We start from the raw sequence: 22,043 nt of genomic DNA, 5'->3' as shown, positions 1-22,043 counted from the left end.
TCGAACACCCGATCATCCCGAGCCGGCCCCTTACCAAGGCATCGACGGCCTGGATACCCGATCGGGACAGCCCGGTAAGAGTCGAGGCGGGAGCCTATGGATCATCAACTGGCCGGCATCTTGGCCGGTGTAGTCATCGTGCTGGTGTTGGCCGGCCTGGCCTGGTTCGCGATTGCCAGGATGGCCAAGACGGCGCCCAGCAAGGTTGCCGTCGTGATCGCTTCTCTGGCGACGTTCGTCACCGCGATCGCGGCCATGATCAACGCCTTCGGGCGATGACACCCCGATGAGAGAACGCCGGTCCGCGGGTCCGTCGTTCGGGAAGCTGACGCTCAATCCCCTGTTCGCGTACCTACGCGCGTTGCAGTTCCCGCCACGGGAGTTCCTCGTGGCGGGTAGTGCTCCGCTGATGGTCCACGGGTTCAGGGAGAGCATCGCGGACCTGGACGTCGTGGCACGCGGATCGGCGTGGGTGACCGCCCAGGGGTTGGGCGACGCGCAACCGGCCCCCTACCAGGGATGCCGGTCCGTCAAGCTCTTCGACGGCGCGGTGGAGGTCCTGGATCGTTGGTTTCCCGAGCAGTACTCGCTGGACGAGGTCTTCGCGCGTGCGGAGAACATCGACGGCTTCAACTTCATGACCGTCGCGGAGACACTCACGTGGAAACGCCAACTGCGACGGCCCAAGGACCTCGCCGACGTGGACCTCGCACTCGCCAAGCGGCCGCACAGCCCCGGTCCGGGGATCAAAGCACAGCACCTGGCGGCGTGAACCACTTCCGCAAGGCTCGCCCGAACACCACCACCGACTCGCGACCGGCTCAGAACAGCCGGAACTCGTCGGGCTCGATGCCGCGCAGCGCGTCGTAGTCCAGCACCAGGCACCGGATTCCCCGGTCCTCCGCCAGCGTGCGCGCCTGCGGCTTGATCTGCTGCGCCGCGAACACCCCCCGCACCGGCGCCAGCAGCGGGTCGCGGTTGAGCAGCTCCAGGTACCTGGTCAGCTGCTCCACCCCGTCGATCTCGCCGCGCCGCTTGATCTCCACCGCCACCGACCCGCCGGACGCGTCGCGGCACATCAGGTCGACCGGGCCGATCGGGGTCGGGAACTCGCGGCGGACCAGGGTCCAGCCCTCGCCGAGGGTCGTCACGTGCTCCGCGAGCAGCTTCTGGAGGTCGGCCTCGACGCCGTCCTTGACCAGGCCCGGCTCGGGGCCCAGCTCGTGCTTGGAGTCGTGCAGCACCTCGGCCAGGGTGATGACCAGCTTCTCCCCCGCCTTGTTCTGCACCACCCACAGGTCCGGTTCCTCGATGAGCCAGCACGGCGGGCTCATCCAGTTCAGCGGCTTGTACGCCCGGTCGTCGGAGTGGATCGACACCGAGCCGTCCGCCTTGATCAGCAGCAGCCTCTGCGCCACGGGCAGGTGGGCGGTGAGGCGTCCGACGTAGTCGACCTGGCAGCGAGCGATGACGAGGCGCACGGCCGACAGGCTACGGGGTGCGAGCGCCGGACCACCGGCAGGTACCGTCGGCCGACGTGTCCCCACCGCACCGGCTCCTGCGCACCAAGCCCGTCGACCGGATGACCGAGGAGGGCGCGGGCACCCCGCTGAGCCGCGGCCTCGGGCTGGTGCCGCTGATCTCGCTGAGCGTCGGCGCCACGCTGGGCACCGGCATCTTCGTCGTGCTCGGCCAGGCCGCGCCGGAGGCCGGTCCCGCGGTCGCGGTGTCGTTCGCCGTGGCGGCGCTGGCCGCGCTGTTCTCCGCGCTGTCCTACTCCGAGCTGGCGGGCGCGGTGCCGGTGTCCGGGTCCGCCTACTCCTACACCTACGCCACGCTGGGCGAGCTGGTCGCGTGGGTCTGCGGCTGGTGCCTGCTGCTGGAGTACGGCGTGTCGGTGGCCGCGGTCGCGGTGGGGTGGAGCGGGTACCTCGACGCGTTCCTGGACGCCACGCTCGGCGTGCGGCTGCCGGACGCGCTGACCGGCGGCGTGGTGGACCTGCCCGCGGCGGTGGTGGTGCTGCTGGCCACGGTCGTGCTGCTGGGCGGGGTGCGGCAGAGCGGCGCGGTCACCACCGTCACCACCGCGCTCAAGGTGGCGGTGCTGGTGTTCTTCGTGGTGGTCGCGGTGTTCGGGTTCCGGGCCGAGAACCTGGCGCCGTTCGCGCCGGCCGGGGTCGCGGGCATCACGGGCGCCGCGTCGCTGGTGTTCTTCTCCTTCATCGGCTTCGACGCCGCCTCCACGGCCGGCGAGGAGGCGCGGAACCCGCAGCGGGACCTGCCGCGCGCCATCGTCGTCTCGCTGGCCCTGGTCACCGTGGTCTACGTGCTGGTGGCGCTGACCGCCGTGGGCGCGGTCGGGGTGGACGTGCTGGCCGGCTCGGACGCCTCGCTGGCCGTGGTGCTCCAGCAGGTCACCGGTTCGGGCTGGCCCGCGACCGTGCTGGCGGCGGGCGCGGTGGTGGCGATCGCCTCGGTGGTGCTGACCGTCCTCTACGGACAGACGCGGGTGCTGGTCGCCATGTCCCGCGACGGGTTGGTGCCGCCGCTGTTCGCCCGGGTGGGCGCGCGGCGCGTGCCGACGGCCAACACGCTGGTGGTCGGCTCGGTGGTGGCGGTGCTGGCCGCGCTGGTGCCGCTGGGGCAGCTGGCGGAGGCCACGAGCATCGGCACGCTGGTGGCGTTCGGCCTGGTCAACATCGGGGTGGTGGTGCTGCGGCGCACCCGGCCGGACCTGCCGCGCTCCTTCCGCGTCCCGTGGGTGCCGGTGGTGCCGCTGCTGGGGCTGGGCATGTGCGCGCTGCTGGTGACGGGTCTGTCGTCGGCCACCTGGTTGGCCTTCGGCGTGTGGTCGGCGGTGGGCCTGGTGGTGTACTTCGCCTACGGTCGGCACCGGTCGAAGTTGGCACAGGGAGAGTGATCGTGGAGACCCTCGGCACCCGCGAGGTGTACGCGAACCCGTGGATGGTGGTCCGGGAGGACGCCGTCGAGCGGGCGGACGGGACCACCGGCATCTACGGCGTGGTGGACAAGCCGCACTACGCGCTGGTGATACCCATGGACGGCGAGCGGCTGCGCCTGGTCGAGCAGTACCGCTACCCGCTGGGCATGAGGCGGTGGGAGTTCCCGCAGGGCACCGCGCCGGAACTGGCCGACGCGGACCCGGCGGCGCTGGCCGAGCGCGAGCTGCGCGAGGAGACCGGGCTGCGCGCCGGACGGATGGTCGAGCTGGGCCTGCTGGACGTCGCGCCGGGCCTGTCGAGCCAGCGCGGGCGGGTGTTCCTGGCCACCGAGCTGGTCGAGGGCTTCCACGAGCGGGAGCACGAGGAGCAGGACATGCGCTCGGCGTGGTTCCCGCGCGCGGAGTTCGAGGCGATGATCACCCGCGGCGAGATCACCGACGCCCAGTCGATCGCCGCCTACACCCTGCTCCTGCTGCACGAGCACGCGCAGCCGTGAGGGCGGGGGGCGAGGGGCCGGCGACACCGTTCCACCGGCGGGTCCACGCCTGACGCAACCGTGTGCGGCGGGCGGCCCGGGACCGCCCGCCGTGCCCGGGGCCCGCGGTCAGTCCGTCCACACCGCCGGGCGCTTCTCCAGGAACGCGGCCATGCCCTCCCTGGCCGCGTCGGTCTGCGACGCCGCCGCCATCACCTCCAGCGCGATCGCGTAAGCGTCGGCTTCGGGCCGGTCGAGCTGGGCGTAGATGGTCTGCTTGCCCAGCGCCTTGCCCGCCCGGCTGCCGCGCGTGGCCCGGCCCAGCAGGTCGGCCACCGCCTCGTCCAGCTCGGCCGCCGGCACCACGCGGTTCACCAGGCCCCACCGCTCGGCGGTCCGCGCGTCCACCGCGTCACCGGTCAGCGCCAGCTCCATCAGCCGCTTGCGGCCGATCGACCGCGCCACCGGCACGGCCGGCGTGTGGCAGAACCAGCCGCCCTTGCCGCCGGGCAGCGCGAACGCCGCCTCCTCCGCCGCGACCGCCAGGTCGCACGAGGCGACCAGCTGGCAGCCCGCCGCGGTGGCCAGGCCGTGCACGCGGGCGATCACCACCTGCGGCACGGACTCGATGGCGCGCATCAGGTCCGTGCAGAGGGTCAGCAGCTCGCGCACGCCCTCCAGGTCGCGCGCCGCCACGTCGGCGAAGTCGTGCCCGGCGCAGAACACCGGCCCCTCGCCCGCGAGCACGACACCCACCGCGTCCGAGGCGGCGATCTCGCGGAACGCGGTCAGCAGCTCGGCCAGGTGCTCGCCGGACAGCGAGTTGCGCCGCTCGGCGCGGTCCATGGTGATGCGCACGACGTCGTCGGTGCGCTCGACGCGGAGGTGCTGGTGCTCGGCCATGGGTGGACCGTATCCGGCGGGGCAACACCGGCGACGCCGGTCCTACAGGCCCCGCGCCCCGCGCACCACCGACACGATCTCGTCCATGATCTGCGTCAGCTCGTAGTCCTTGGGCGTGAACACCCGCGCCACCCCGCGCTCGCGCAGCTCCTCCGCGTCGTCGGGCGGCACGATCCCGCCGACCACCACCGGCACGTCGCCCGCGCCCGCCTCGCGCAGGCCGTCGACCACGGCGGGCACGACCTCCAGGTGCGAGCCGGACAGGACGGACAGGCCCACCACGTGCACGTCCTCCTGCACCGCGGCCGCCACGATCTGGGCCGGGGTCAGCCGGATGCCCTGGTAGACCACCTCGAAGCCGACGTCGCGCGCCCGCACGGCGACCTGCTCGGCGCCGTTGGAGTGACCGTCCAGGCCGGGCTTGCCGACGAGGATGCGCAGGCGCTCGCCCAGCTCCTCGCCGGTGGCCCGGACCCGCTCGCGGACCCGCCCGATCCCGTCCCCCGCCTCACCGGGGGCCGAGGCGGCGGACACGCCCGTGGGCGCCCGGTACTCGCCGAACACCTCGCGCAGCGCGGACGCCCACTCGCCGGTGGTGACGCCGGCCCGCGCGCACGCCAGCGTGGGCTCCACGAGGTTCCGGTCCGTCTTGGCCGCCGCCCGCAGCTCGTCGAGCGTGGACCGGACCAGCTCGTCGTCCCGCCCGGCGCGCCACGCGCGCACCGCCTCGACCGCCCGCGCCTCCACGGCCGGGTCGATCTGCTCGATCGCGTTCGCGCCCTCGGCCTGCAACGGCGACGGCTCGGTGGTGGCGAACCTGTTCACGCCCACCACGACGTCCTCACCGGACTCGACCCGGCGGCGCCGCTCGGCCAGCGAGGACACCAGCGCGGACTTCATGTACCCGGACTCGACCGCCGCGACCGCGCCGCCCATCGCCCGCACCCGGTCGATCTCGGCCCGCGCGCCCGAGACCAGCTCGTCGACCTTCGCCTCCACCACGTGCGAGCCCGCGAACAGGTCCCCGTACTCCAGCAGGTCCGTCTCGTAGGCCAGCACCTGCTGCATCCGCAGCGCCCACTGCTGGTCCCACGGCCGGGGCAGGCCCAGGGCCTCGTTCCACGCGGGCAGCTGGATGGCGCGGGCGCGGGCGTCGCGCGACAGCGTCACGGCCAGCGTCTCCAGCACGATCCGCTGCACGTTGTTCTCCGGCTGCGCCTCGGTCAGGCCCAGCGAGTTGACCTGCACGCCGTAGCGGAAGCGGCGGTGCCTGGGGTCGGTGATGCCGTACCGGTCGCGGGTGATCTCGTCCCAGAGCCGGACGAACGCCCGCATCTTGCACATCTCCTCGACGAACCGCACGCCGGCGTTGACGAAGAACGACATGCGCGCGACCACCTCGCCGCGCCGCTCCTCGGGCACCTGCCCGGAGTCGAACACCGAGTCCAGCACCGAGATCGCGGTGGACAGGGAGTAGGCGATCTCCTGCACGGGCGTCGCGCCCGCCTCCTGGAGGTGGTAGGAGCAGATGTTGATCGGGTTCCACCTCGGCACGTTCGCCACGGTCCACGCGACCACGTCGGTGATCAGGCGCAGGCTCGGCCCCGGCGGGAACACGTACGTGCCCCGGGACAGGTACTCCTTGATGATGTCGTTCTGCGTGGTGCCGGCGAGGGCCGCTCGGTCCGCGCCCTGCTCCTCGGCCACGACGGTGTACAGCGCGAGCAGCCACATGGCGGTCGCGTTGATGGTCATGGAGGTGTTGGCCCCGGCCAGCGGGATCCGGTCGAACAGCTGCCGCATGTCGCCGACGTGGCTGATCGGCACGCCGACCTTGCCGACCTCGCCGCGCGCCAACTCGTCGTCGGGGTCGTAGCCGGTCTGGGTGGGCAGGTCGAAGGCCACCGACAGGCCGGTCTGCCCCTTGTCCAGGTTGCGGCGGTACAGCGCGTTGGAGGCGGCGGCGCTGGAGTGGCCCGCGTAGGTCCGCATCACCCAGGGGCGGTCGCGTTCGCGGTCTGCCGGGTACGGCACCAGCCACCTCCTGCGTCGTCGTTGCCCGTAGCGTACTGACGGGTAACTCACGCACGGCGTGCCGTTGCTCACTGAATCGAAGTCGGAGGACCATGGCGGACGTGACCGCGCTCACGCTGACCCTGCTGCCGCTGTTCGTGCTGGCCGTGCTCGCCCTGGTGCTCTACTGGGCGTTCGGCAACGACCGCCGCGGGGTGCCCGACCACACCGGGAGCGACTTCGGGCTGCTGGTCGAGGTGGCCGCGGCGCCCACGGCGGAGGCGGCGGACGTGCTGACCGCGCGGCTGCGCCGGGCCGGGATCAAGGTGACCGCGGTCCGGCGCGGCGGGGTCCACCTGCTGCTGGTGTTCCCCGCCGACGCGCCGGACGCCAAACTCCTGCTGACGACCTGACGACCTGACGCGGCCGCCGGGCCGGCCGGGCCGTTCAGGCGCCGACCCGCTCCACCGTCGCGCCGAGCTTGCGCAGGTTCTCCACGAAGCCCGGGTAGCCGCGCTCGATGTGGAAGATCTCGTACACCTCGGTCCCGCCGTCCGCGCACAGCCCCGCGAGCACCAGCCCCGCGCCCGCGCGGATGTCCGAGGCCCACACGGGCGCGCTGGACAGCCGCTCCACGCCCCGCACCACCGCGTGGTGGCCGTCGGTGCGCGCGTCCGCGCCCAGCCGCACCATCTCCTCGATGAACCGGAACCGCGCCTCGAACAGGTTCTCGGTGATCATCGACGTGCCCTCGGACACGGTGGACAGCGCGATCGCGAACGGCTGGAGGTCGGTGGCGAACCCCGGGTAGGGCAGCGTCACGAAGTCCACCGACCGGGGCCGGTCGTGCTGCACCACGCGGAACGCGCGGTCGCCGTCCAGGGTCACCTCGGCGCCCGCCGTGCGCAGCTTCTCCAGCACCAGGTCGAGGTGGTGCGGGTCCACGCCGCGCACGGTGATGTCGCCGCGGGTCATGACGGCGGCGAACGCCCAGGTCGCGCCGACGATGCGGTCACCGATCACCCGGTGCTCGGTCGGCCGCAGCGACTCCACCCCGTGCACGGTCAGCGTGGACGTGCCCGCGCCCTCGATCCTGGCGCCCATCTGCTGGAGCATCACGCAGATGTCCACGATCTCCGGCTCGCGGGCGGCGTTGTCGATGACCGTGGTGCCGTTGGCCAGCACCGCCGCCATCAGGATGTTCTCGGTGGCGCCGACGCTGGGGAAGTCGAGCCAGATCTGCGCGCCGTGCAGGTTCTCCGCCTCGGCCACCACGCAGCCGTGCTCGATCTCGCTGTGCGCGCCGAGCTTGCGCAGGCCGTTCTGGTGCATGTCCAGCGGGCGCGAGCCGATCGCGTCGCCGCCCGGCAGCGCCACCACGGCCCGCCGGCAGCGGCCCACCAGCGGGCCCAGCACGCAGACCGACGCGCGCAGCTTGCCCATCGCCTCGGAGTCGGCCCGGTGGTTGAGCTCCGCCGGCGTCGTGATGGTGGCGACGTCGCCGGACAGGACGACCTCGCAGCCCAGGCTGCGCAGGACGTCCGCCATCAGCGGGACGTCCAGGATCTCCGGGCAGTTGGTGATCGTGGTGGTGCCCTCCGCCAGCAGCGCCGCCGCCATCAGCTTCAGCACGCTGTTCTTGGCGCCCACGACGTCGACCTCGCCGACCAGGCGCGCACCGCCCTGGACCCGGAAGTGCTCGCTCACGTAAGGAACTCCTCGCTCGTCGTGCCGCAATCCTACGGAGGTACTTGATCGAGCCCGTTCGCGGTGGCGGGTTCGGGCTCGCGCACGTGTCTAGAGTGCAACCATGGCCGTGCACCTGACGAAGATCTACACCCGCGTCGGCGACGACGGGACCACCGGGCTGGGCGACTTCTCCCGGGTGCCCAAGACCTCGCCGCGCATCGCCGCCTACGCGGACGTCGACGAGACCGGGGCCGTCCTGGGCGTCGCGCTGGCCCTGGGGAACCTCGCCCCCGACGTCACCGAGGTGGTGCGGCGGGTGCAGAACGACCTGTTCGACGTGGGCGCGGACCTGTCCACGCCGATCACGCCCGACCCGGAGCACCCGCCCCTGCGGGTCACCCAGGGCTACGTGGACCGGCTGGAGTCCTGGTGCGACGAGTTCAACGCCCGGCTGGGCAAGCTGGACTCGTTCATCCTCTCCGGCGGCACGCCCGGCGCCGCCCTGCTGCACCAGGCCCGCACCGTGTCCCGGCGCGCCGAGCGCGCCACGTGGACGCTGCTGGAGGCCGAGCCGGAGACCACGAGCCCGCTCACGGCCAAGTACCTGAACCGGCTGTCGGACCTGCTGTTCATCCTGGCGCGGGTGGCGAACCCGGACGGCGACGTGCTCTGGCGGCCGGGCGGCGGCGCCTGACCCCACGCGGGGCACCCGGTGGTCGGGCCGCGGCGCCCGGCCCCGGGAGGGGTCAGGAGGCCCAGGGGATCGAGCGGCCCGGGGGCGCGGACTCCAGCCAGGACAGGAACCCGGTCAGCGCGTCCGGGCCCATCGCGATCTCGACCTCGCCCCGGGAGCCGCTGCACCGCAGCACCACCGCGCCCGCCGGCATGGCGTACGCCTCGGCGGGCGTGGGCTCGCGCCGGTCGTCGATCTCGAAGCCCTCGCGCGAGATCAGCACGTCCGGGCCGGAGCGCAGGCTCAGCGCGCGGAACCAGGTGAACTCGTCACCCCGGTAGTGGCCGACACCCAGGTGCCAACCCCGGCCGGAGGACTCCAGCCGGGACCTGAGCGCCACGTGCACGCCACCGGCGCGCAGAACGCGGACGCGGCGCCACACGACGTACGCGAGCACCACCACCGCGGCGAACAGGACCACCCCGACGACTTCGGCGATCCCCACGGCGTTCGTCCGCTCGTCCGCGTCAGGCCGTGTGCCCCGCGGCGCGGAGCCGCGCGTTCGCCCTGGCCTTCTCCGCGTCATCGCCGCTGGAGACGTTCGCCCGGGCCCGCTCGACGTCGATCTCGCCGGACAGCTCGGCGGTCTCGGCGAGGATGCTCACGCCCTCGCCGGTCACCGAGAGGAAGCCACCGTGGACGGCGGCCGTGACGACCTCGCCGTCGGTGGTGCGGACGCGGACCACGCCGCCCTCGACGAGCTGGCCCAGCACGGGCTCGTGGCCCGGCAGGATGCCGATCTCGCCCTCGAGCGTCTGGGCGACCACGGACGTGGCCGTGCCCGTCCACAGGCGGCGTTCCACGGCGACCAACTGGACGGTCATCTCGGCCACGCGCATCTCCCTCGTCGACTGGAGTCGAGGAGCAGTCTAAACGGTGGCCACCGGGCAGTGCCGCACCAGGCCGCACCACGCGCGCTCTACGTGAGGTACCACCCTCCCGGTGGTCGCTCCAACAGCGGTGATCCCGACCGCGACCTGCGGACCTGGTGCCCCACCGGCCCGGCGGGTTGCCCGAGCGGCGGGCGGGAGGTGAGACAGGTCACGGGCACCCGGTGAGGCCCTCCCCCGCCGGTGGGACACTGCACCGGGTGACGACGCCGAAGTCCGTGCTGGAGCGGGCGTTCGCGCTGCTGGCGGTGTTCACCGCGGACCGGTCGGCGATGACGCTGTCGGAGCTCAGCCGCCGCTCCGGGCTGCCCCTGAGCACCACCCACCGGCTGGTGGCCGCGCTGGTGGAGCTGCGCGCCCTGACCCGCGACGCGAGGGGCCGCTACTCGGTCGGCCTGCGGCTGCTGGAGCTGGGCGCGCTGTCGCCGAGCAGCCTGGACCTGCGCGACCGGGCGCTGCCGTTCCTGGAGGACCTGTACGAGGTGACGCGGCACAACGTGCAGCTGGCCGTGCGGGACGGGCTGGACGTGGTCTACGTCGAGCGGATCTCGGCGCGGGACGCGGTGAACGTGGTGACGCGGGTGGGCAGCCGGATGCCGCTGCACTGCACGGGCGTCGGGCTGGTGCTGCTGGCCGCCGCGCCCGCGCGGGTGCAGGAGGAGGTGCTGGCGGGGCCGCTGCGGCGGTTCACGCCCAGGACGGTGGTGCGGCCGCGGGACCTGCGGGCGGCGCTGGCGCGGGTGCGCCGCGACGGTTACGCGATCAGCGACCGGCAGATCGAGATGATCACCTGCTCGGTGGCCGCGCCGGTGCGCGACGCGAGCGGGGAGGTGGTGGCGGCGGTGTCCGTCGTGGTGCCAGCGAGCACGAGCCGGGACACCGTGGTGCCGGCGGTGCGGGCGTGCGGGCTGACGATCTCGCGCGTGCTGGGGTGGGGCGTGGAGCCCTGACGCCCAGGGCCCGGCACACGTCGGCCCCGGCACGGGTCGGCCCTGGCACGCGTGGAGCCCGGCACGCGCGGAGCCCTGAGACGCCGGGCCGGCACCCGTCCGCCCCCGCACCCGTCGAGCCCCGCAACGCGTCAACCCCGAAAAGCCCGGGAGGGCCGCTCCCCAGCGGGGAACGGCCCTCCCGGGGCACGGCTCACTTGCCGGCGAGCTTCTTCGCGTTGGCCTCGACGTCGTCGAGCCCGCCGCAGGAGAAGAACGCCTGCTCCGGGTAGTGGTCGAACTCGCCCTTGCAGACGCGGTCGAACGCCTCGATCGTGTCCTTGATCGGCACGAACGAGCCCGGCTGGCCGGTGAACTTCTCGGCCACGATGAAGTTCTGGCCCAGGAAGCGCTCCAGGCGACGGGCCCGACCGACGAGGACCTTGTCCTCCTCGGAGAGCTCGTCCATGCCCAGGATCGCGATGATGTCCTGGAGCTCCTTGTACTTCTGGAGGATGCGCTTGACCTCCTGCGCCACCCGGTAGTGCTCCTCGCCGACGATGGTCGGCTCCAGGATCCGGGAGGACGAGGACAGCGGGTCCACCGCCGGGTAGATGCCCTTCTGGGAGATCGGACGGGAGAGCTCCGTCGTCGCGTCCAGGTGGGCGAAGGTGGTGGCGGGCGCCGGGTCGGTGTAGTCGTCCGCGGGCACGTAGATCGCCTGGAGCGAGGTGATCGACTTGCCCCGGGTCGAGGTGATCCGCTCCTGGAGCTCGCCCATCTCGTCCGCCAGCGTCGGCTGGTAGCCCACGGCGGACGGCATCCGGCCCAGCAGGGTCGACACCTCGGAGCCCGCCTGGGTGAAGCGGAAGATGTTGTCGATGAACAGCAGCACGTCCTGGTTCTGGACGTCGCGGAAGTACTCGGCCATGGTCAGCGCCGAGAGCGCGACGCGCATGCGCGTGCCGGGCGGCTCGTCCATCTGACCGAACACCAGGGCGGTGTCGCCGAGCACGCCCATCTCCTCCATCTCCAGGAGGAGGTCCGTGCCCTCACGGGTGCGCTCGCCGACGCCGGCGAACACCGACGTGCCGGAGAACTCGCGGGCGATACGGGTGATCATCTCCTGGATGAGCACCGTCTTGCCCACGCCCGCGCCGCCGAACAGGCCGATCTTGCCGCCCTTGACGTACGGGGTCAGCAGGTCGATGACCTTGATGCCCGTTTCCAGGATCTCGGTCTTGCCCTCAAGCTGGTCGAAGGCCGGCGCCTTGCGGTGGATGCCCCACTGCTCGCCGTCGCGGCCCAGGCCCGGCTGGTCGAGGCAGTCGCCCAGGGCGTTGAACACGTGCCCCTTGACGACGTCGCCGACCGGCACGCTGATCGCGGCGCCGGTGTCGCTCACGGCCGCGCCGCGCACCAGGCCGTCGGTGGGCTGCATGGAGATGCAGCGGACCAGGTTGTCACCCAGGTGCTGGGCGACCTCCAGGGTCAGCGTCTTGGCCACCGCTTCGTAGGTGATCTCGGAGTGCAGGGCGTTGAACAGCTCCGGCACCGCGCCGCGCGGGAACTCCACGTCGACGACGGCACCGATGACCCGGACCACACGGCCGGTGCGGGTGGTGGTGGGAGTAGCAATTGCGGTCATGTCACTCGTCACTTCCTGCGCCACCGGTAAGCGCGGAGGCGCCACCGACGATCTCGCTGATCTCCTGGGTGATCTGGGCCTGACGGGCCGCGTTCGCCTGGCGGCTGAGCGTGCGGACCAGCTCGGTGGCGTTGTCCGTCGCCGCCTTCATCGCGGTCCGCCGCGCCGCCGACTCCGAGGCCGCCGCGTCCAGCAGCGCCGAGAAGAGCCGGGTCTTGACGTACTTCGGCAGCATCGCGCCCAGCAACGTCTCGGCACTCGGCTCGAACGAGTACACCGACTGGAGCTTCTGCGGCTCCGGGTCGTAGTCGACGACCATCGGCGCGATGCGCTTGGCCACCGGCTGCTGGCTCAGCATGGACTTGAACTCGGTGTAGACCACGTGCAGCTCGTCCACGCCCAGGACGCCGTCGGGCCCCGGGTCGCCGCCCTCGTCGTCGCTGCCCGCGACGAACGCCTCGACCAGCGCGTCACCGGCCTCGGAGGCGTTGACGTACTGCGGGAGCTGGGAGAACCCGGTCCAGTCGCCCGCGATCTCCCGCCGGCGGAACCGGTAGTAGCCCACGCCCTTGCGGCCGACGACGTAGAGCACGGGCTCCTTGCCCTCGGACCGCAGCAGCGAGAACAGCTCCTCGGCCGCCTTGAGCACGTTGGCGTTGTAGCCGCCGCACATGCCCTTGTCGCTGGTGATGACCAGCACGCCGGCCCGCTTGGGGTTCTTGCGCTCGGTCAGCAGCGGGTGGTCGAGGTTCGACGACGCCGTGGCCAGGGAGGAGAGCACACCCGTGATCTCCTGCGCGTAGGGCCGCGACGCCTCGACCCGTCCCTGGGCCTTGGCCAACCGCGACGTGGCGATGAGCTCGTACGCCTTGGTGATCTTCTTGGTCGAGTTGACCGTTCGGATCCGCTGGCGCAGCTCTCGGATCTGTGCCGCCATGCCTACGTCACTTCTCGGTCGGAGCCGGTCGGTTGACCTTCACCGACTCCTGCCCGACCTTGTCGGCGTCCATGGCGGTGGCCGGCGCGTCGTTGACCGCCGGGGTGCCGCCGGACGGGGTGAACTGCTGCTTGAACGACTCGACCGCGTTGACGATGCCCTTCTCGGCGTCGTCCGAGAGCACCTTGGACTCGCGGATGCCGGAGAGGATGGCCTCGTGGTTGCGGCGCACGTGCTCCAGGAACTCCGCCTCGAACCGGCGGATGTCGCCGACCGGGACCGAGTCGAGGTGGCCCTTGGTGCCGAGGTAGATCGAGACGACCTGCTCCTCGACCGGGACCGGCGCGTACTGGCCCTGCTTGAGCAGCTCGACCAGGCGGGCGCCGCGGTCCAGCTGGGCGCGCGAGGCGGCGTCCAGGTCGGACGCGAAGGCGGAGAACGCCTCCAGCTCGCGGAACTGCGACAGGTCGAGGCGCAGCGAGCCGGAGACCGTCTTCATCGCCTTGATCTGCGCGGCGCCACCCACGCGGGACACCGAGATGCCCACGTTGACGGCCGGGCGCACACCGGCGTTGAACAGGTCCGACTCCAGGAAGCACTGGCCGTCGGTGATCGAGATGACGTTGGTCGGGATGTACGCCGACACGTCGTTGGCCTTGGTCTCGATGATCGGCAGACCGGTCATCGAGCCGCCGCCCATGTCGTCGGACAGCTTCGCGCAGCGCTCCAGCAGGCGCGAGTGCAAGTAGAAGACGTCGCCCGGGTACGCCTCGCGGCCCGGCGGGCGGCGCAGCAGCAGCGAGATGGCGCGGTACGCCTCCGCCTGCTTGGTCAGGTCGTCGAAGATGATCAGGACGTGCTTGCCCTGGTACATCCAGTGCTGGCCGATGGCGGAACCGGTGTACGGGGCCAGCCACTTGAAGCCCGCGGAGTCCGACGCCGGGGCCGCGACGATGGTGGTGTACTCCAGCGCGCCCGCCTCCTCCAGCGCGGTCTTGACGCCCGCGATGGTGGAGCCCTTCTGGCCGATGGCGACGTAGACGCAGCGGACCTGCTGCTGCGGGTCGCCGCTCTGCCACGCCTTCTTCTGGTTGATGATCGTGTCGATGCAGACCGCGGTCTTGCCGGTCTTGCGGTCGCCGATCACCAGCTGGCGCTGGCCGCGGCCGATGGGGGTCATCGAGTCGATGGCCTTGATGCCGGTCTGCATCGGCTCGCCCACCGGCTGGCGCTGGAGCACCGAGGCGGCCTGGAGCTCCAGGGCGCGGTTGTCGTCGGCGACGATGTCGCCGAGACCGTCGATCGGCTGACCGAGCGGGTTCACCACGCGACCCAGGAAGCCGTCGCCGACCGGCACGGAGAGCACCTGGCCGGTCCGCTTGACCTCCTGGCCCTCCTCGATCTTGTCGAAGTCACCCAGGATGACGGCGCCGATCTCGCGCACTTCCAGGTTCAGGGCGACACCGAGCACGCCGCCGGGGAACTCCAGCAGCTCGTTAATCATGGTGCCGGGCAGACCCTCGACGATGGCGATGCCGTCGTAGGTCTCCGCGACGACGCCGACCTCTTCCCGGCTGACTTCCGGGGAGTAGGTCGAGACGTACTTCTCGATCGCACTGCGGATCTCGTCCGACGAGATCGTCAGCTCCGCCATGTCGTTCCTGCTCTCACTTCGTTCTGGGAAAGGGGCTTGTGGGCCGCGGTTCCGGTCGGTCAGCCGGCGAGGTCGCGGCGCAGTGCCGCGAGCCGACCCGCCACGCTGCCGTCGATGACCTCGTCACCGATCTTGATCAGCAGGCCGCCGCGCAGGGCGGGGTCGACCTCCACGTGGAGGGCGATGGGTCGGGAGTAGATCCGGGTCAGCGTGGCTTCGAGGCGGTCACGCTGCGTCGCGTCCAGGTCAACAGCAGAACGGACGTGGGCGACGGATCGTTCCCGGCGCTTGGCCGCGAGCGCCGCGAGGTCGACCAGACCGGCGACGATGCCGCGCCCCCGGGGCTCCCGGACGAGCTGGTCCACCAGGGACCGGGTGGTGGCGTCGACCTTGCCCGCGATGAGCCCGTCGACCAGCGCCACCTTGGCCGCCGGCTCGGCCGCCGGGTCCGACAGCGCCAGCTCCAGCTCGTGGTTGCCCGCGATGATGCGGCCGAACCGGAACAGCTCGTCCTCGACCGCGTCGAGCCGGCCGTCGCGCTCCGCCCGCACCAGCAGCGTGGTGCGGGCCAGGGACTCGACGCCGTCCACCAGCTCCCGCGGGCTGGACCAGCGGCTGGTCACGACCGTGGCCAGCACCTGGAGGGTCGGGTCGGTGACCTTCGCCCCGAGCAGGCCGCGGAGCAGCTGCTCGCGCCCCGCGGGCTCGGCGGCGTTGTCGGCCAGCGCGCGGCGCAGCGCGGGCTGGCCGGACAGCAGGCCGACGACCGCGAACAGCTCGTCGCCCAGCTCGCCCAGGGCCGCGCTGTTCTTCGTGGCGTCGACGACCTCCAGCAGCCGCAGTTCGGCGGCGGCCAGGGCGTCTCGGCTAGCGGCGTGCAGCGTCATCGGCGTTCCCTCACTTGACGGCCGGGGCCGACGTGCCGTCGAGGTCGGCCAGGAAGCGGTCGACGGTGCCCCGACGGCGCACCTCGTCCTCCAGCGACTCGCCGACCACGCGGTCCGCGAGGTCGATGGCCAGCCTGCCCAGCTCGCCGCGCAGCTCCGCGACGATCTGCGCCCGCTGCGTCTCCAGCTGGGTCTGCCCCTGCGCGACGATCCGCGCCGATTCCTCCTGGGCCTTGACCCGCAGCTCGCTGATGATCTGCTCGCCCTCGATGCGGGCGTCGTCGCGGATGCGGGCCGCCTCGGCACGCGCCTCGGCCAGCTGAGCCCGGTAGTCCGCCAGCAGCTTCTGCGCCTCGACCTGCGCCTGCTCGGCCTTCTCGATGCCACCCTCGATCTTGGCGGCACGCTCCGCGTACAACGCCTCGAATCGCGGTGCCACGAACTTCTTCATGACGAAGAGCAGCAGCAGGAACGCGACCAGCCCGAGGATGATCTCGGACGTGTGCGGGATGACGGGGTTGATCTCGTCTCCCGCGGCCAGGATGAGGGTAGTCATCTAGGACCTCTTCTCCTCTGTAGCGGTGAGCGGAGGATCAGCCGGCGGCGAGGAAGTAGACGACGAAGCCGAGCAGCGCGAGGACCTCGACGATGGCGAAGGTGGTCCACGCCAGGCCCAGCAGCACACCGCGGGCCTCGGGCTGGCGGGCGGTGCCGCTGATGACCGAGGAGAAGATCAGGCCCACGCCGATGCCCGGACCGATTGCCGCGAGGCCGTAGCCGATCGCCGCGAGGCCGGCGTTGGTGACACCACTGGTGGCGGCTTCCTGGGCAAGAACGATAGCGCTCACTTGTGCTGTTCCCTTTCACTTCGGTCCGCGGAACACCCGCGGATCGGAGGCTTTGAGTGGTTTCTCAGTGCTCTTCGGCCAGCGCCGCGCCGATGTAGTTGGCGGACAGCAGCGCGAAGATGTACGCCTGGAGGACCATGATCAGCGCTTCCAGGAAGGTCAGCGCGATGGCGAAGGCGAAGGCGATCGGCGCGACCACCACGGTGACGCCGCCGGCGAAGAGGAGGTACTCACCCGCCAAGGTGAACACCAACAGGAGCAGGTGACCCGCGAACATGGCCGCGAACACTCGGATCGCGAGCGTGAGCGGGTTCAGGACGAACTTCTGGAAGAACTCGATCGGGATCAGCAGGATGAGCACGTACCACGGCGCGCCGGGCGGCATGGTCTGGTGCTTCAAGTAGCCGAGGAAACCGTGGCGGCGGAACCCGACGAAGTGGTAGACCGGGTAGACGACCAGGAGGGAGACGGCCAGCGGGAACCCGATGTGCGACATCGTGGGGAACTGGATCAGCGGAACGAGGCCGAAGAGGTTGTTCACCAGGATGAAGCTGAAGATCGTGAGGATCAGCGGCACGAAGGGCATGAAGTCCTTGGCGCCGATCTGCTCACGGGCGATCGAGTTGCGACCGAGGTCGTAGGCCGATTCCCCGAGGAACTGGAACTTGCCCGGGACGAGCTTGAGGTTGCGCGTGGCGGCGAGGAAGAACGCGCCGATGATCACGACCGACAGCACCAGCAGCACCATGGGCTTGGTGACGTCGCCGAAGATCGCCGGCGGGAAGAAGTCCTTCGTGCCGGGAGCGACGAACTCATCGCCCGCGGCCAGCACCGTCATGGTCACTGTGTTCCTTCCGGTTCTCCCGGCCGGCGTTCACTCCGCCGGGGGAATCGTCACGATCGGGACTTAACGTACCTTACGGACCGCAAGCGCCCGCGAGAGGCACCCCTCCTACCTGGGTGTCCCGTCTGCGCGCACCGTATACCAGCCGGTAGCTCAGGTGTTGCCGGGGGTGGGCACCACCATCTGACTGCGACTGCGCTTGGAAGCGCGCACCTCCATGAAGGTGGCCACCACGATGGTCGCGACCATGGTGAGCGCCAGCGCGTCGTCGTGCAGCACCGGGAACCGGCGCACGAGCAGCATGACCACCACCAGCAGGACCAGCTTGCCGAGGAAGCCGGCGAACGCGGCGATCATGATGAACTGGAGCGGCAGCGCGGCGGTCTTGCGCATCACGAGCAGCGTCGCGACCGACGACAGGCAGGCGAGCGCGCCGCCGATGAGGGAGCTGACCAGGCCGGGGACCCCCGCCAGCACGGTCCACACCACCGCCGCGACGGCGATCGTCCCGAGCGCCGCCCACAGGGCTCCGCGGAACATCTCGCCCGCGAGGCGCTGCACGACCTTCTCATGCGTCCACTCCGTGGTGGTCGCAGTGTCGTCCTGGCTCATGTCACCCCTTCCCACCGGTCGGGACCGAGTGTAAAAGGCGGGTGATCCTCACCCCACGATCGGGGGTCAGGAACGGCGCACTTCCCGAAGTCTGGGCACCAGCGAGACCAGCAGCGCGAGGAGCAGGGCGATCGCCAGGCACCAGACCACGACCACCACGTCGAACAGGGTGAGCGCCACCGCGCCGAACGCCAGCACGCCCGCCCACAGGTAGATCAGCAGCACGGCGCGGCGCTGGGAGTGGCCGATCTCCAGCAGCCGGTGGTGCAGGTGCATCTTGTCCGCCGAGAACGGGCTCTCGCCGCGCCGGGTGCGCCGCACGATGGCCATCAGCAGGTCCAGCATCGGCACGAACATCACCGCGGCGACCACGACCAGCGGCGAGAGCAGGCCGAGCACGTCGGTGGCGCGCACCGACTCGTAGTTGATCTTGCCCGAGGCCGAGATGGTGGCCGCCGACAGCATCAGGCCGATCAGCATCGACCCGGAGTCGCCCATGAAGATGCGCGCCGGGTTGAAGTTGTGCGGCAGGAAGCCCAGGCACGCGCCGGCGAGCGTGGCGGCGATCAGCGCGGGCGGGTACGCGCCCACATCGCCGCCGTTGTTGCCCAGCAGGCCGATGGAGAACACGCAGGTGGCGGCGGCGGCGATGAGGCCGATGCCGGCCGCCAGCCCGTCAAGGCCGTCCACGAAGTTCATCGCGTTGATCATGGTCACGGCCAGCAGCACGCTCAGGATGGCGCCCTGGTTCTGGTCCAGCGACAGCAGCGAGCCGGTGCCCTCGCCGTCGTCGCCCCACGGCACCCAGAACAGCAGCCACTGGAGCCCGAAGAGCACCAGGATGCCCGCCGAGGTGACCTGGCCGGCGAGTTTGGTCAGGGAGTCGAGCTCGAACCGGTCGTCGAGCACGCCCACCAGGACGATCACGCCACCGCCCACGATGACCGCGTACGGGTCGTTGGAGAAGTCGAAGGCCGACCGCAGCACCGGAAGCTGGTGCGCCAGCAACATGCCGCCGAGCACGCCGCCGTACATGGCCAGCCCGCCCATCCGGGGCATGGGCTTGACGTGCACGTCGCGCGTCCGGGGATGGGCGACCGCGCCGATCCGGTACGCCAGCGCGCGGACCAGCCCCACGAGCAGGAAGGTCACGACGGCGGCGGTCAACGCGACGAGCAGGTACTCCCGGACGGGGAGGACGTTGGACACGGCAGGCAACTGGCCCACGGCAAACTAGCCCCTCGGGGACTGGGTGTCGGGCGGAGTGGGCACCACGCTACTCCGGTCGGGAAGATCCACTAGCGGGCGACCTCGACTTCCGCGCCCAGCACCTCGGACACCTCGGCCAGCGGGACCGCGCCCTCGCGCAGCACCACCGGGTCGGGGCCGGTCAGGTCGACGATGGTGGAGGCGACGTTCTCGGTCGCCGGGCCGCCGTCGAGGTAGACCCCGACGTCCTCGCCGAGCTGGTCCCACGCCTCCTGCGCGGTGCCCGCGGGCGGGAAGCCGGACTTGTTGGCGCTGGACACGGCCATCGGGCCGACGTCGCGCAGCAGCTCCAGGGCCACCGGGTGCAGCGGCATCCGCAGCATCACCGTGCCGCGGGTGTGCCCGAGGTCCCAGGACAGCGAGGGCGCGTGCTGGAGGACCAGCGACAGGCCGCCGGGCCAGAACGCCTCGATCAGCGCGCGGGCCTGCCGGGGCACGCTCAGCACCAGGCCGTCGACGGTGGTCCACGAACCGACCAGGACCGGCACCGGCATGTCCGGGCCCCGTCCCTTGGCCTCCAGCAGGTAGCGGACGGCGGTCGCGTCGAACGCGTCGCAGCCGATGCCGTACACGGTGTCGGTGGGGAGGACCACGAGGCGCCCGGAGCGCACCGCGCCCGCGGCGGCGGAGAGACCCGCGGCGCGGTCGTCCTGGACGCTGCAGTCGTAGATCGTGCTCACCCGGACGATCCAAGCACAGCGCGGGGAAGCGCTGCGGCGGAGGTCACGGACCGGGCCGCCGGAGCGGCCGGCGGGCGTCCGCGGCCCACCGCCGCCTGCGGTGCGCCAGCACCCACCCGAACACGAGCGCGGCGCCCACGCCGACGCCGCCCGCGGTCACCGCGGGGTCGCCGACCGCGGCGCCCACGAAGGGCAGCACCAGCACCGCCAGCGCCACGACCGCCGCGCCGAGGACGGAGTCCGGGGCGACCCAGCGCCACCGCTCGGCGCGCTCCAGCCGGTCGAGCAGGTCCGCGGCGAACGCGGCCAGGTCGGGGTGCGGGCGCAGGTCCAGGACCTCCCGCGCGAGCACGCGGCAGGCGTCGAGCTGCCCGCGGTCGGTGATCACCAGCGCGCCGTCCTCGGCCACGTCGCGCACCTCGGTGCTGCGGGCGGCCAGGGCGATGGCCAGGTGGTCGCGCAGCACCGGCGTCGGGCCGGTCCGGCCCAGCTCGCGGCGCACCCGCTCCACCGCCGTCGCCGCCCGGCCCGGCACGAACGCGTCGGCGAGCGCGGCCCGGGAGCGGGCGGCGGCGTCGTCGGCGGGGTCGGTGGGGCGCGCGGCGAGCGCGGCGAGGCGTTCGCGCAGCTCCTCGCGCTCACCGGGCACCCGTTCGCCGGGCGCCCGTTCGATCGGGCCGTTGACGGGCACCGCCGACCCTCCGGTTTACTGCTGCGGACTGGGACCACCAGGTTATCCGCAGGGGGAGGACCACCATGGCGAGGCGTTCCGGAGGCGCCCGCGCCGGCCGCCTCGGCGCGCTCCCGCTGGCCTTCGCGATCACCGCCGCGTACGTCGTGGTGGGCGGCGCCGCCGGCGTGCTGGCCCTGCGCGCGGGCACGTCCGCGTCCGGGCCGCCGGTGGCAGCCCCGGCGAGCACGACGCCGCGGTTACCGGTCATCACCACGCCCTCCGCCGCTTCCCCGTCGTCCGAGGCCGCGCCGTCGTCCGAGCCCGCGCCGTCGTCCGGGCCCACCGCGAGCACCACCCCCGCGCCGCCGCCGGGCTTCCGGCGCGTGGAGGCCCCCGGCGGCCTGGTCACGGTCGTGCCGTCGGACTGGGCGGTCGCGCCGGGCACGGTGCCCACGACCCTGGTCGCCACCGACCCGGGCGGGCGGCGGGAGGCCCGGTTCGGCGGCGCGCCGGTCACCGACCCCGGTCGGACGCTGCTGGAGCGCATCACCGCGGCGGCCGCGGAGCGGGGGCGGGAACCCGGCCACGAGCGGCTGGCGCTGGCGGAGACCTCGATCCGGGGTTTCCCGGCCGTGCGGTGGGAGTTCGCGGAGCCCGCCGGGCGGACCGCGGTCGCGTACTGGGAGACCGGCGGGGTCGAGTACGTGGTCTACGCGTCCGGGCCGCCCGAGTCGTGGCCGGACACGCAGGCGCTGCTGACCGCGATGGTCGACGCGGCCCGTCCCTGACGCGCATTCCCCCCGAACGCACCACCGCCGGGCCGCAATCGTGCGGACGGGTTCGCCGCTGTCGGGTCGATCATGGTGGGTACCGAGGGGTGAGGTGGTGCGCGGGGCCGGGACCCGGCCCCGCGCACCGAGGGGGCAAGGCGCTGGGCAACTCCGGCGACGACGACGCCGTCGCGCTGCGCGGGTTCGGCGGGGAGTGCGGCGCGGAGGACAACACGACGCGGCTGGTCGACTTCGGCAAGGGCAACCGCGACGAGATCGGGAACGCGGTGCGCGCGGCGTCGCCGTCCGGGCGGGCGACGCTGCTGCGCGGGGTGGTGGAGGCCATCGCCGACTTCTCGGAGCCGTTCTCGCAGGACGCCAAGCAGGTCAACCGCATCGTCGTGGTGACCCGCAACGGCGTGGACGCCTGCGACGACGACCGGGGCTTCGTCGAGGAGGAGGTGCGGGACCGGGTCGCCGCCCCCGGGCTGGCGATCGAGTTCCGGTTCGTGGGCTACCAGCTCGACGACGACCACCGGGACAACCTGGCGAGGCCGGCCACCGGCGCGGACGCCCCGGAGCCGCTGCTGCCCGACTCCCCCGACGAGCTGCGCGCCGCGCTGGAG

The 22,043-nt window shown here is 72.2% G+C and carries 26 protein-coding genes; 8 read left to right on the top strand and 18 right to left on the bottom strand.

What is annotated here, in order from left to right; translation table 11 throughout:
• The first annotated feature begins 96 nt into the window (after positions 1–96).
• Together ACFP3R_RS29070 and ACFP3R_RS29065 are read left to right on the top strand one after the other, a co-directional pair.
• Positions 97–279 carry a hypothetical protein gene (locus ACFP3R_RS29070; protein WP_380640453.1) on the top strand — a complete coding sequence of 61 codons (183 nt, stop codon included), beginning with the start codon at positions 97–99 and terminating at the stop codon, positions 277–279.
• Between the two features lie 7 nt (positions 280–286).
• The gene (locus tag ACFP3R_RS29065; protein WP_380640451.1) at positions 287–772 is read left to right on the top strand and encodes a hypothetical protein; all 486 of its coding nucleotides are present in this window, start codon (positions 287–289) and stop codon (positions 770–772) included.
• Between the two features lie 49 nt (positions 773–821).
• Here the strand turns inward: ACFP3R_RS29065 and nucS are convergent, their stop codons facing one another.
• Positions 822–1,481, bottom strand: coding sequence for an endonuclease NucS (gene nucS, locus ACFP3R_RS29060; RefSeq protein WP_380640449.1), 660 nt, complete (start codon positions 1,479–1,481; stop codon positions 822–824).
• 101 nt (positions 1,482–1,582) lie between these two features.
• On the opposite strand from nucS, the gene ACFP3R_RS29055 reads away from it, so the two are divergent.
• Both ACFP3R_RS29055 and ACFP3R_RS29050 read left to right on the top strand, forming a co-directional pair.
• Complete coding sequence (locus ACFP3R_RS29055) at positions 1,583–2,920, top strand: amino acid permease (protein WP_380640492.1); 1,338 nt, start codon at positions 1,583–1,585, stop codon at positions 2,918–2,920.
• A 2-nt stretch (positions 2,921–2,922) separates the two neighbouring features.
• Positions 2,923–3,459 (top strand): NUDIX domain-containing protein, encoded by a 537-nt coding sequence (locus tag ACFP3R_RS29050; RefSeq protein WP_380640447.1) that lies wholly within the window; start codon positions 2,923–2,925, stop codon positions 3,457–3,459.
• A gap of 108 nt (positions 3,460–3,567) precedes the next feature.
• Here the strand turns inward: ACFP3R_RS29050 and ACFP3R_RS29045 are convergent, their stop codons facing one another.
• Together ACFP3R_RS29045 and ACFP3R_RS29040 are read right to left on the bottom strand one after the other, a co-directional pair.
• Positions 3,568–4,341, bottom strand: coding sequence for an enoyl-CoA hydratase-related protein (locus ACFP3R_RS29045; RefSeq protein ID WP_380640445.1), 774 nt, complete (start codon positions 4,339–4,341; stop codon positions 3,568–3,570).
• Between the two features lie 42 nt (positions 4,342–4,383).
• A complete protein-coding gene (locus tag ACFP3R_RS29040; protein ID WP_380640443.1) occupies positions 4,384–6,375 on the bottom strand; it encodes a protein meaA in 1,992 nt (663 codons plus the stop codon).
• Positions 6,376–6,467: 92 nt separating this feature from the next.
• Here ACFP3R_RS29040 and ACFP3R_RS29035 point away from each other — a divergent pair, with 92 nt between their 5' ends.
• A complete protein-coding gene (locus tag ACFP3R_RS29035; protein WP_380640441.1) occupies positions 6,468–6,767 on the top strand; it encodes a hypothetical protein in 300 nt (99 codons plus the stop codon).
• Between the two features lie 34 nt (positions 6,768–6,801).
• On the opposite strand, the gene murA is transcribed toward ACFP3R_RS29035, so the two are convergent.
• Positions 6,802–8,061, bottom strand: a complete 1,260-nt coding sequence (gene murA, locus ACFP3R_RS29030; protein ID WP_380640439.1) for a UDP-N-acetylglucosamine 1-carboxyvinyltransferase — start codon at positions 8,059–8,061, stop codon at positions 6,802–6,804.
• Between the two features lie 103 nt (positions 8,062–8,164).
• Here murA and ACFP3R_RS29025 point away from each other — a divergent pair, with 103 nt between their 5' ends.
• Positions 8,165–8,737, top strand: coding sequence for a cob(I)yrinic acid a,c-diamide adenosyltransferase (locus tag ACFP3R_RS29025; protein ID WP_380640437.1), 573 nt, complete (start codon positions 8,165–8,167; stop codon positions 8,735–8,737).
• A gap of 52 nt (positions 8,738–8,789) precedes the next feature.
• On the opposite strand, the gene ACFP3R_RS29020 is transcribed toward ACFP3R_RS29025, so the two are convergent.
• Complete coding sequence (locus tag ACFP3R_RS29020; protein WP_380640435.1) at positions 8,790–9,221, bottom strand: DUF2550 domain-containing protein; 432 nt, start codon at positions 9,219–9,221, stop codon at positions 8,790–8,792.
• A gap of 22 nt (positions 9,222–9,243) precedes the next feature.
• Positions 9,244–9,600, bottom strand: coding sequence for a F0F1 ATP synthase subunit epsilon (locus ACFP3R_RS29015; protein ID WP_380640490.1), 357 nt, complete (start codon positions 9,598–9,600; stop codon positions 9,244–9,246).
• Between the two features lie 266 nt (positions 9,601–9,866).
• Here ACFP3R_RS29015 and ACFP3R_RS29010 point away from each other — a divergent pair, with 266 nt between their 5' ends.
• Positions 9,867–10,616 (top strand): IclR family transcriptional regulator, encoded by a 750-nt coding sequence (locus tag ACFP3R_RS29010; protein WP_380640433.1) that lies wholly within the window; start codon positions 9,867–9,869, stop codon positions 10,614–10,616.
• Positions 10,617–10,809: 193 nt separating this feature from the next.
• On the opposite strand, the gene atpD is transcribed toward ACFP3R_RS29010, so the two are convergent.
• The 11 genes from atpD to ACFP3R_RS28955 form a co-directional block, all read right to left on the bottom strand.
• Positions 10,810–12,243 carry a F0F1 ATP synthase subunit beta gene (atpD, locus tag ACFP3R_RS29005; protein ID WP_380640431.1) on the bottom strand — a complete coding sequence of 478 codons (1,434 nt, stop codon included), beginning with the start codon at positions 12,241–12,243 and terminating at the stop codon, positions 10,810–10,812.
• Position 12,244: 1 nt separating this feature from the next.
• The gene (locus ACFP3R_RS29000) at positions 12,245–13,180 is read right to left on the bottom strand and encodes a F0F1 ATP synthase subunit gamma (protein WP_380640429.1); all 936 of its coding nucleotides are present in this window, start codon (positions 13,178–13,180) and stop codon (positions 12,245–12,247) included.
• 7 nt (positions 13,181–13,187) lie between these two features.
• Entirely contained in the window at positions 13,188–14,834 is a 1,647-nt protein-coding gene (atpA, locus tag ACFP3R_RS28995; RefSeq protein ID WP_380640427.1) for a F0F1 ATP synthase subunit alpha, read from the bottom strand.
• 59 nt (positions 14,835–14,893) lie between these two features.
• Positions 14,894–15,721: a F0F1 ATP synthase subunit delta gene (locus ACFP3R_RS28990; RefSeq protein ID WP_380640426.1), complete on the bottom strand. Its 828-nt coding sequence runs from the start codon at positions 15,719–15,721 to the stop codon at positions 14,894–14,896.
• A gap of 10 nt (positions 15,722–15,731) precedes the next feature.
• Positions 15,732–16,277, bottom strand: a complete 546-nt coding sequence (locus ACFP3R_RS28985) for a F0F1 ATP synthase subunit B (protein WP_380640425.1) — start codon at positions 16,275–16,277, stop codon at positions 15,732–15,734.
• A gap of 37 nt (positions 16,278–16,314) precedes the next feature.
• A complete protein-coding gene (locus ACFP3R_RS28980) occupies positions 16,315–16,569 on the bottom strand; it encodes an ATP synthase subunit c family protein (RefSeq protein ID WP_380640423.1) in 255 nt (84 codons plus the stop codon).
• Between the two features lie 64 nt (positions 16,570–16,633).
• On the bottom strand, positions 16,634–17,413 hold the full coding sequence (atpB, locus tag ACFP3R_RS28975; protein WP_380640421.1) for a F0F1 ATP synthase subunit A: 780 nt from the start codon (positions 17,411–17,413) through the stop codon (positions 16,634–16,636).
• Between the two features lie 153 nt (positions 17,414–17,566).
• Positions 17,567–18,025, bottom strand: coding sequence for a hypothetical protein (locus ACFP3R_RS28970; RefSeq protein ID WP_380640419.1), 459 nt, complete (start codon positions 18,023–18,025; stop codon positions 17,567–17,569).
• Positions 18,026–18,091: 66 nt separating this feature from the next.
• A complete protein-coding gene (locus ACFP3R_RS28965; RefSeq protein WP_380640417.1) occupies positions 18,092–19,252 on the bottom strand; it encodes a glycosyltransferase family 4 protein in 1,161 nt (386 codons plus the stop codon).
• A gap of 71 nt (positions 19,253–19,323) precedes the next feature.
• Positions 19,324–19,974, bottom strand: coding sequence for an L-threonylcarbamoyladenylate synthase (locus ACFP3R_RS28960; RefSeq protein WP_380640415.1), 651 nt, complete (start codon positions 19,972–19,974; stop codon positions 19,324–19,326).
• A gap of 43 nt (positions 19,975–20,017) precedes the next feature.
• Complete coding sequence (locus ACFP3R_RS28955) at positions 20,018–20,665, bottom strand: hypothetical protein (RefSeq protein WP_380640413.1); 648 nt, start codon at positions 20,663–20,665, stop codon at positions 20,018–20,020.
• Between the two features lie 65 nt (positions 20,666–20,730).
• On the opposite strand from ACFP3R_RS28955, the gene ACFP3R_RS28950 reads away from it, so the two are divergent.
• Complete coding sequence (locus ACFP3R_RS28950; RefSeq protein ID WP_380640411.1) at positions 20,731–21,435, top strand: hypothetical protein; 705 nt, start codon at positions 20,731–20,733, stop codon at positions 21,433–21,435.
• Here ACFP3R_RS28950 and ACFP3R_RS28945 read toward each other — a convergent pair.
• A complete protein-coding gene (locus tag ACFP3R_RS28945) occupies positions 21,357–21,953 on the bottom strand; it encodes a hypothetical protein (RefSeq protein ID WP_380640409.1) in 597 nt (198 codons plus the stop codon). The genes ACFP3R_RS28950 and ACFP3R_RS28945 overlap by 79 nt on opposite strands.
• Between the last annotated feature and the right edge of the window lie 90 nt (positions 21,954–22,043).

This window comes from Saccharothrix lopnurensis (genome assembly GCF_042658445.1).
GTDB lineage: Bacteria > Actinomycetota > Actinomycetes > Mycobacteriales > Pseudonocardiaceae > Actinosynnema > Actinosynnema lopnurensis.
This window is presented reverse-complemented; position numbering and strand designations above follow the sequence as displayed.

Excerpts from the sequence above, each read along its gene's own strand:
- ACFP3R_RS29045 (WP_380640445.1), bottom strand. The coding sequence starts at position 4,341 with ATGGCCGAGCACCAGCACCTCCGCGTCGAGCGCACCGACGACGTCGTG.
- ACFP3R_RS29015 (WP_380640490.1), bottom strand. The coding sequence starts at position 9,600 with ATGACCGTCCAGTTGGTCGCCGTGGAACGCCGCCTGTGGACGGGCACG.
- ACFP3R_RS29035 (WP_380640441.1), top strand. The coding sequence starts at position 6,468 with ATGGCGGACGTGACCGCGCTCACGCTGACCCTGCTGCCGCTGTTCGTG.
- ACFP3R_RS28990 (WP_380640426.1), bottom strand. The coding sequence starts at position 15,721 with ATGACGCTGCACGCCGCTAGCCGAGACGCCCTGGCCGCCGCCGAACTG.
- ACFP3R_RS29065 (WP_380640451.1), top strand. The coding sequence starts at position 287 with ATGAGAGAACGCCGGTCCGCGGGTCCGTCGTTCGGGAAGCTGACGCTC.
- ACFP3R_RS29055 (WP_380640492.1), top strand. The coding sequence starts at position 1,583 with ATGACCGAGGAGGGCGCGGGCACCCCGCTGAGCCGCGGCCTCGGGCTG.
- atpD (WP_380640431.1), bottom strand. The coding sequence starts at position 12,243 with ATGACCGCAATTGCTACTCCCACCACCACCCGCACCGGCCGTGTGGTC.
- ACFP3R_RS29000 (WP_380640429.1), bottom strand. The coding sequence starts at position 13,180 with ATGGCGGCACAGATCCGAGAGCTGCGCCAGCGGATCCGAACGGTCAAC.
- ACFP3R_RS29025 (WP_380640437.1), top strand. The coding sequence starts at position 8,165 with ATGGCCGTGCACCTGACGAAGATCTACACCCGCGTCGGCGACGACGGG.
- atpA (WP_380640427.1), bottom strand. The coding sequence starts at position 14,834 with ATGGCGGAGCTGACGATCTCGTCGGACGAGATCCGCAGTGCGATCGAG.
- ACFP3R_RS29070 (WP_380640453.1), top strand. The coding sequence starts at position 97 with ATGGATCATCAACTGGCCGGCATCTTGGCCGGTGTAGTCATCGTGCTG.
- ACFP3R_RS28970 (WP_380640419.1), bottom strand. The coding sequence starts at position 18,025 with ATGAGCCAGGACGACACTGCGACCACCACGGAGTGGACGCATGAGAAG.
- ACFP3R_RS28950 (WP_380640411.1), top strand. The coding sequence starts at position 20,731 with ATGGCGAGGCGTTCCGGAGGCGCCCGCGCCGGCCGCCTCGGCGCGCTC.
- ACFP3R_RS28985 (WP_380640425.1), bottom strand. The coding sequence starts at position 16,277 with ATGACTACCCTCATCCTGGCCGCGGGAGACGAGATCAACCCCGTCATC.